The 7,927-nt window shown below is 71.0% G+C and carries 6 protein-coding genes and 2 pseudogenes; 4 read left to right on the top strand and 4 right to left on the bottom strand.

Features of this window, described 5'->3' with window-relative positions; genetic code table 11:
* Window positions 1-901 (top strand): MFS transporter (locus tag E1294_RS49905; RefSeq protein ID WP_132519724.1); only part of this gene is annotated, 901 nt, incomplete at its 5' end.
* A 339-nt stretch (window positions 902-1,240) separates the two neighbouring features.
* Window positions 1,241-1,741: a GNAT family N-acetyltransferase gene (locus E1294_RS49900; protein ID WP_132519721.1), complete on the top strand. Its 501-nt coding sequence runs from the start codon at window positions 1,241-1,243 to the stop codon at window positions 1,739-1,741.
* Window positions 1,742-1,799: 58 nt separating this feature from the next.
* Here the strand turns inward: E1294_RS49900 and E1294_RS49895 are convergent, their stop codons facing one another.
* From E1294_RS49895 to E1294_RS49885, 4 genes and pseudogenes are all read right to left on the bottom strand, one after another.
* The gene (locus E1294_RS49895; protein WP_132519718.1) at window positions 1,800-2,111 is read right to left on the bottom strand and encodes a hypothetical protein; all 312 of its coding nucleotides are present in this window, start codon (window positions 2,109-2,111) and stop codon (window positions 1,800-1,802) included.
* A 294-nt stretch (window positions 2,112-2,405) separates the two neighbouring features.
* A pseudogene (locus E1294_RS58680) lies at window positions 2,406-2,546 on the bottom strand (DNA glycosylase AlkZ-like family protein); the annotation flags it as partial.
* A gap of 72 nt (window positions 2,547-2,618) precedes the next feature.
* A pseudogene (locus E1294_RS58675) lies at window positions 2,619-3,117 on the bottom strand (DNA glycosylase AlkZ-like family protein); the annotation flags it as partial.
* A gap of 16 nt (window positions 3,118-3,133) precedes the next feature.
* A complete protein-coding gene (locus E1294_RS49885) occupies window positions 3,134-4,564 on the bottom strand; it encodes a WS/DGAT/MGAT family O-acyltransferase (RefSeq protein WP_132519712.1) in 1,431 nt (476 codons plus the stop codon).
* Window positions 4,565-4,809: 245 nt separating this feature from the next.
* Between E1294_RS49885 and E1294_RS49880 the strand changes: the two genes are divergently transcribed.
* Together E1294_RS49880 and E1294_RS49875 are read left to right on the top strand one after the other, a co-directional pair.
* Window positions 4,810-5,988 carry a cysteine desulfurase-like protein gene (locus E1294_RS49880; RefSeq protein WP_132519709.1) on the top strand — a complete coding sequence of 393 codons (1,179 nt, stop codon included), beginning with the start codon at window positions 4,810-4,812 and terminating at the stop codon, window positions 5,986-5,988.
* A 58-nt stretch (window positions 5,989-6,046) separates the two neighbouring features.
* Window positions 6,047-7,702, top strand: coding sequence for an acetolactate synthase large subunit (locus E1294_RS49875; RefSeq protein WP_132519706.1), 1,656 nt, complete (start codon window positions 6,047-6,049; stop codon window positions 7,700-7,702).
* The last annotated feature ends 225 nt before the right edge of the window (window positions 7,703-7,927 follow it).

The raw sequence follows: 7,927 nt of genomic DNA, 5'->3' as shown, positions 1-7,927 counted from the left end.
GCGGTGGGTCTTCCTCATCAACGTGCCGATCGGCGCCGTGCTGATCGCCGTGGCAGTGCTGTCGCTGGCCGGCGCACGAACCCGCAGGCGGGAACCCCTCGATCTGGCGGGCGCGGTCACGGGGACGGCGGGGCTGGCCGCCCTGATCTACGGGATCATGCAGAGCGTCGATCATGGCTGGACGTCCGCGCCGGTCCTCGGGCCGGCCGTGGCCGGCGTGCTCCTGCTCGTCGTCTTCACCGTGGTGGAGGCACGATTCGCCACCCAGCCGATCATGCCCATGCGGCTGTTCAGGGTCCGGGGGGTCGCGGTCGGCAGCGGCATGCTGCTGCTCTTCGGCGGGATCGCCATCGCGATGTGGTACTTCTCGTCGCTGTTCCTGCAGAACGTCCTCGGCTTCAGCGCGCTCGAAGCAGGGCTCGGGCAGACACCCGCGGCGGTGATGTTCATGGTGATCGCGCGATGGGCCGCCGCGCTGCTGCCGCGAACCGGTGTACGCGCATTGGTGCTGGCCGGCTCCGCCTGCTTCCTGGCCGGTTTCGGCTGGCTCGCCCAGGCCCACGCCGGCAGCGGCTACGTCACCGGCGTGCTCGGGCCCACGCTGCTCGTCGCGGTCGGCATCGGGCTGACCTTCCCCACCCTCATGGCCGCGGCGACCGCCGACGCTCCCGAGGACGCCGCGGGGATCGTCGGCGGCCTGGCCCAGACCGCCAACCAGGTAGGCGGATCGGCGGGCCTGGCAGTGCTCGCGACGGCCGCCGGCGCCACAGCCGCGACGGAACCCGCGGGGGGCCCGGCCGCCCTCGCCGCCGGCTACGACCTGGTCTTCCTCATGGCGGCCGGGCTCGGCCTGGCCATCGCGCTGGTCAGCTTGCTGCTGCCGCGGCACGGGCACGACTGACGGCCAGCGGCGACGGGTCGCTCACGGCGCCGGGCCGCACCCGCGCCACGTCATCTGGCGGACCAGGCGCCCCCGGCTCCCCGCGCGAGACCATCAACCACCCGCTGACCGGCCCCATCACCCTCACCTGCGGCGTCATTGACATCACCGACTGTGACGAGCACGTCGTAATCTCCCCACCCGAACCCGGCTCTCGGGCTGCAGGCGCCCTCGGGCTGCTCTCGGGAGGAGGCACGCAGTGCATGGACGTGCCCGGCTGAGCCTGGCCGGGGCGTCATGCCATATCTGCTAGATTTACCTTTCCGGCCGGATGTTGCTTCCAGTCGGGAAAGTGCTTGTATGACCACTTTTCAGGCAAGCGTGCGGCCGGTAAGCGCCGCGGACCGCCCCACCGTCGAACGACTCTGGCTCATGTTCCGTCACGACATGGCGGAGTTCCAGGGCGGGCTGCCCGACCCCGACGCCACCTACCACAACGAACGGCTGCGCTCGGCGTTCGAGGAAGATGACTGGGCGGCCTACCTGTTCACCAGCGGTGACCGGCCGCTCGGGTTCTCCTTCGTGCGGGCGCTGTCCGGCCCCGAGCGCGTGCTGAACAGCTTCTTCGTGGTACGCGGCGCGCGCCGGTCCGGGATCGGGATGACCGTAGTACGGGAGGTGATCTCCCAGCACCCCGGCCCCTGGAAGATCGCCTTCCAGGACTCCAACACGGCGGCCGTCGCATTCTGGCGGCGCGTCGCCACCGACTTCGCCGGTGACGCGTGGACGGAGGAACGCCGGCCCGTCCCGAACCGGCCCGACGTTCCCCCCGACGTGTGGATCTCCTTCACCACCGCCTGACCGGGGATCCAGCGGGAGCGCGACCGGCCCCTGGACGTGAACCCGTCCGCGCGAGTGATCAGAAGCAATGGGAGTATTTCTTCTGAATTTGGTTGGCGATGTTATCGCATTCCTTGGCCCTGCGCAGAAGGTCACGCCTTTTCGAGCCGGTCGCGTCATGGGCATCCTCGCGCAACTCCATGGCTTTTGTCCGGTAGAAGTCGTGCTCCCTGACCGCCGCCTTACAGATGTCCCGGGCGGACGCCGAAGCCGGTGCCGCGGCGAGGACCACGGGGGCTGCCGTACCGGTCGCGAGCAGCGCGCCGGTAACGGCCGCCACCGCCAGCCGCCTGAGTCGTGTCCTCCGGGGTGCGCTGGTGTGCTGGTTCATTCCCTCATCTTTCTCTCCACGGAATCCGGACACGCGAAAGCCTAGGGCCCATGGACTCCCGATCCCCATCGCATAAAGGCGACGGTTCCCTCGGGAGGATCTGATGGAAACGTATATCGTCGCCTTTGTGCGAATTGTTCCGCGTGCCTGGGCGGGAGCCAGGTGATGCTTCCCTCCTCGTCGCCGGCGAACGCCATCAGGCGCGCCGCCTCGCCGGCGAGCTCTCCCATCACGTCGTCGGGCAGCGGGTTGGAAGGGCTCGATCGTCAGTACGCCGTTCTTGAGGTCCCACATGCCGCCGACGGTTCCCCCGACGAGGAAGGCGGGGTGGATGACGGCGCCCACGCACACGGCTTTCCGCTGCTCGGCGGTCATCATGCGGCGGCGGTCGTCGAAGGCGACGATGAGGTTGTCGAACCAGGGCAGGAACCGCACGGGCGCGCCGTCCCAGCCACTCCTCGGCCAGCGTGCACGGCGTGGCCCCCCGCTGCCCCCCGATCCCGTTGGGCGGCGTGTGCACGACCGGCACCATCGCCTGCGCCGAGAACCCCAGCGCCATCGGGCCGGCCTCCGGCCACCGCCGCAGCAGCAGGTCACGGAGCTGAGGACGGGTGAGCGTGCGCCCGGCCAGGTGCTCGCGGGTGAGCTTCGCCAGTTCGTCGAGATCCACCCCCTGGGTCACGCGCCCGAAGGACGCCTGCCTGGCCCGCGTGAGGATAGTGTGGATGAGCGGCCGGATCCACACGTAGTCACCGGCCAGCGCCAGATGCTGGGTGCCGCGCAGCAGCGAGCCCCGCACCACCTGCCTGCCGTGCAGGAGCGAGGCCAGATCGTCCTGGGTGAAGGCGGCCAGGCGCGTCCACAACCCGACGTACGGTGCGTCGATCTCCTGCCCCTGCACCGCGACGAGCCGTTCGATGGCCTCGGCCGGCGACAGGGCGGCCCGGCGGAGGAGCAACTGGCGGTCGAGCGTGGTGCGGTTGAGCACCCGGCGATTCAGGATCATCCGGCGAGCGTAGGCGTCATTGCGGCACATCAGCTTCCGCGTTGTGCAGGTCGGCGAGGGCGTCCCGCAGATGTCCGGTCAGCTCCCACGCGTCGGGCACCATCGCCCGGTCGGTGATGACGCCGATGTCGAGCGAGCCGTCGTAGGAGAAGGCCGTGATGTTGACGCCGCCGCTCACGTCCGAGATCACGGAGACCGGATAGTGGTGCAGCAGCCGGGCCCCGCACACGTACAGGGGGAACTGGGGTCCCGGCACGTTCGAGACGATCAGGTTGATCGGCGGGGCGGCCTGCCCGAGCAGCGCGAACGCCGAGCGTGAGGCCAGTCCCATGAGAGCGGCGGGCATCGACTCGCTGAACTCGCGCAGCCACCGCGCGGACGCCGGCGAGAACCGGTCCTTGAGCAGCCGCATGGCCTGCCGCACGTGCTGCAGCCGGTCGACGGGGTCGGCGACGTGCACGGCCAGCGGGGCCGTCATGATCGTCACCTGGTTGCCGGGCCCCTCGGCCCCGGCGTCCCGCAGCGAGAACGGCACGCCCGCCATCAGCGGCTGGCTCGGGACGCCCCCGTGCGCGGCCAGCCACCCGCGCAGCGCTCCCGCGCACACGGCCATGACCACGTCGTTGACGGTCACGCCGAACGCCTTGCGCACCTGCTTGAGCTCGTCGAGCGGCAGCGACACGTACGCGAAACGCCGGTGCTCCGACACGGGACCACTGAAGGGCGTCCTGGGCGCGGGCAGCGTCGGCAGGTCGGGAACCTGCCTGGCGCCGGCCAGCCTGCGGGCCAGCGCGGAGACGAAACCGGCGCCGGGGAGCGAGGACACGACGGGGATCTCGTCCAGGTAGGGGACGGCCATGGACACGAACCGCACGGCGTGCGCGGGGTTGCCGGCCAGCCTGGCCAGGCCGCGCGCCAGCATCTCCGCCTGCCCGGGAGGTGGAGCGTCGCGTTCGGGCTCGGCCTCGGGCGGCGGCGCGGGCCGTGGGCCGGTGTCGAGCAGCGCGGCCAGCACGTCGGCGCCGCCCACCCCGTCCACGGCCGCGTGATGGATCTTCGTGTAGAGACCCATGCGGCCGCCGGACAGCCCGTGAATGAGGTAGATCTCCCACAACGGACGGCGCCGGTCGAGCCGGCGGGCGTGCAGCCGCGAGACCTGCTCGGCGAGCTGCCGCTCGTCGCCGGGCGGCGGCAGGCCGATCTCGCGCACGTGGTAGTCGAGGTCGAGATCGTCCTCCTGCATCCAGTACGGGTGGTCGAGTCCCAGCGGCACCGGGGCCAGCTTGCGGCGCAGCGCGGGCACGTACGGGAGCCGCTGTTCGAGGAGGGCCTGCAGGCCGGCGCGGTGGAGGTCGCCGTCGAGGATGGCCAGGCCCGCGATGTTGGCGATGTTCGTGGCCGTCTCGAAGTGCAGGAACTGCGCGTCCAGTGCGGTCAGCTGGGGCATCCGTCAAACCTCCGCCCGGACAGGTCGAACACCCACGTCAAGGGCGCGTTCGGCACGTCGTCCAGCTCCCTTCCCGCGAGATCCGCAGACCTCTTCAGCTCCCTACCCGGCGTGCCGCGCTTGAGGCCGCACCATCGCGGCGGCCAGGCCCGCACGGCGGCGCGTTCTTCGCATGACGGGGCAGGAAGGCGCTGACGCGTCGGCGTGGCACGATTGAGGTCTCCGAGGCTGAGCATCTACATACCATGCCTTTCCCTATCAAAACGGTACGCGCCACCTATCCCGCACTCGCCGACGGCTACGCCTATCTTGACGGAGCCGCCGGCACACAGACGCCCCACTCGGTGATCGACGCCATCTCCACCGCATACCGGACCGGGATCGGCAACTCCGGCGGTGCCTTCCCCGCCAGCCACCGCTCCGACGCCATCGTCGCCGCCTGCCGCGCCGCCGTCGCCGACCTGGTCGGCGGCCATCCGGACGGCGTCGTCCTCGGCCCGAACATGACCACGCTCACCTACCGCCTGGCCAGGGCCATCGCCGGCCCCGGCGACGAGGTCGTGGTCTCCAGGCTCGACCACGACGCCAACGTGCGCCCCTGGACCCAGACCGGCGCCACCGTGCGCTGGGCCGAGGTGGACCCGGTCACCGGGGAACTGCCGGTCGAGCAGTACGAGAGCCTGATCGGCGAGCGCACCAAGGTCGTGGCGGTGACGGCGGCCAGCAACATCCTCGGCACCCGCCCCGACGTGCCCGCCATCGCCGAGCTGGCGCACCGGGCGGGCGCACTGACGTACGTGGACGGCGTGCACGCCACCCCGCACGGCCCGGTGGACATGCGGGAGCTGGGCGCCGACTTCTACACCACGAGCGCGTACAAGTGGTCGGGACCGCACATCGGCGCGGTGGTGGCGGACCCGGCGCTGCTGGAGACCATCAGGCCGGACAAGCTGACCCCCTCGCCCGACACCGTGCCGGAGCGGTTCGAGACGGGCACGGCCGCGTTCGCCGACCTGGACGGGGTCACGGCGGCCGTGGACCACCTGGCCTCCATGGTCCCCGGCACGGGGAGCCGCCGCGAGCGCCTGCTCGCCTCGATGACCGCGGCGGAGGAGCACGAACTGGCCCTGTTCCAGGTGCTGATCGAAGGGCTGGAGACGATGCCGCACGTCACCGTGTACGGCAAGCCCGCCAGGCGCACCGCCACCGCCTATTTCACCGTGGCCGGGCACACGCCGCGCCAGGTGGCCAAGCGCCTGGCCAGGCTCGGCGTGAACGTCTGGAACGGCCACAACTACGCCTGGGAGCTGACCGGCGCGCTCGGTATCCGCGAGTCGGGCGGCGCGGTGCGCGCGAGCCTGGTGCACTACAACGACCGCTCCGACGTCGACCGACTGCTCGAAGGGGTGGCCAGGATGGAATGAACCGGGGTCCCCCGGTGCTGTTGAGAGACGCAGTCTTCCATGAAAAGAGGCGTTTCCCATGTCCCGGCAGGCCGTCGCCGCCCGGCTGATCGTGCAGGCACTGGAGGCGGAGGGCGTCGAATACGTCTTCGGCATCCCCGGTGAGGAGAACATCCACTTCGTCGACGCGCTCCACGACTCCTCCATCCGCTATGTCCTCGTACGTCACGAGCAGGGCGCGGCGTTCATGGCGGAGATCTACGGCAGGCTGACCGGCAAGCCCGGCGTGGCGTCGGCCACGCTCGGCCCCGGCGCGATCAACCTGCAGCTCGGCGTGGCCGACGCCACCACCAACAGCACGCCGGTGGTGGCGATCACGGCCCAGGTGGGGCTCGACCGCATCTACAAGGAGTCGCACCAGGTGGTCGACCTGGTCTCCCTGTTCAGGCCGATCACCAAGTGGGCGGAGCTGGTGCCGTCGCCGCAGGCGCTGCCCGAGATGATCCGCAAGGCGTTCAAGACCGCGCAGACCGAGCGGCCCGGCGCCGTCTACCTGGCGATCCCCGAGGACGTCGAGTCGGCGCCGATCCCCGACGGCCTGGCCCCGCTCCCGGTGAACGTCGTACGCCCGCAGGATCCCTCGGCCTCGCAGATCGCCCGCGCCGCCGAGGTGCTCGACGGCGCCCGCAGGCCCATCGTGCTGGCCGGCCACGGCGCGACCAGGGCGGGCGCCTCGCAGGCCCTGGTGCGTTTCTCCGAACGGCTCGGGCTGCCGGTGGCCACCACGTTCAACGGCAAGGGCGTCTTCCCCGACGACCACCGGCACGCGCTGGGGGCGGTGGGGTTCATGCGCCACGACTACGTGAACTTCGGCTTCGACGAGGCCGACGTGCTGATCAGCGTCGGATACGAGCTGCAGGAGTTCGACCCCGTCAAGATCAACCCGCTGCGCGACAAGAAGATCATCCACATTCACCGGTTCCCGGCCGAGGTGGACGACCACTACCCCGTGGCGGTCGGGGTGCACGGCGACGTCTCGCGCTCGCTGGACGCGCTCGGCGACGCCGTGCACCGGCGGTTCGAGATGAACGGCACCGGCGAGAAGATCCGCCGCATGCTCAGCGAGGAGCTGGCGCAGGGGCGCGCCGAGAGCGCGTTCCCGCTGTCGCCGCGCCGGATCGTGGCCGACATCCGCGAGGCCATGGGCCGCGACGACATCGTGCTGGCCGACACCGGCGCGGTGAAGATGTGGATGGCCCGCATGTACCCGACCTACGAGCCGAACACGATGCTGGTCTCCAACGGGCTGTCGTCCATGGGCTTCGCGGTGCCGGGCGCGCTGGCGGCCAAGCTGGCCCATCCTGAGCGCAAGGTGCTGGCCGCGACCGGCGACGGGGCGTTCCTGATGAACTCCCAGGAGCTGGAGACCGCCGTGCGCGAGCGGATCCCCTTCGTGGTGCTGGTGTGGGTGGACGACGCCTACGGGCTGATCGAGTGGAAGATGGACCTGGAGCTGGGGCGCGACTCCCACGTCGCGTTCGGCAACCCCGACTTCGTCGCGTACGCCGAGAGCTTCGGAGCCCGCGGCCACCGCGTGACCAGCGCCGGCGAGCTGCTGCCCACGCTGCGCAAGGCGCTGGCCGACGACGTCGTGTCCGTGATCGCGGTGCCGGTCGACTACGCGGCCAACCTGCAGCTGACCGACAAACTGGGCGAGCTCACCGGCCCCTTCTGACAGGGCGGGAGGGCGCCTGGAGGGGTTCGCGGACGACGGGGCCGTAAGGTCGGCCCGGTGAACCTGCCTGCCGTGCCCGATGTCGCGGCGCTGCCGGTCGGGCCGGCTCGGCCAGAGCAGCGCCGAAGACTTCGCCCCCGTACGCCGGCACCGGCTGCCCACCGGGCACCACGTTCCGCCCGAAGTGGACCTGGCGACGGCCCAGGCCCTGGTGGGCCACTCCTC

Source organism: Nonomuraea diastatica, assembly GCF_004349015.1.
In the GTDB taxonomy this organism is placed as follows: domain Bacteria; phylum Actinomycetota; class Actinomycetes; order Streptosporangiales; family Streptosporangiaceae; genus Nonomuraea; species Nonomuraea diastatica.
Note: the sequence above shows the minus strand (reverse complement) of the source record. Positions and strands in the feature narration are given on the sequence as shown.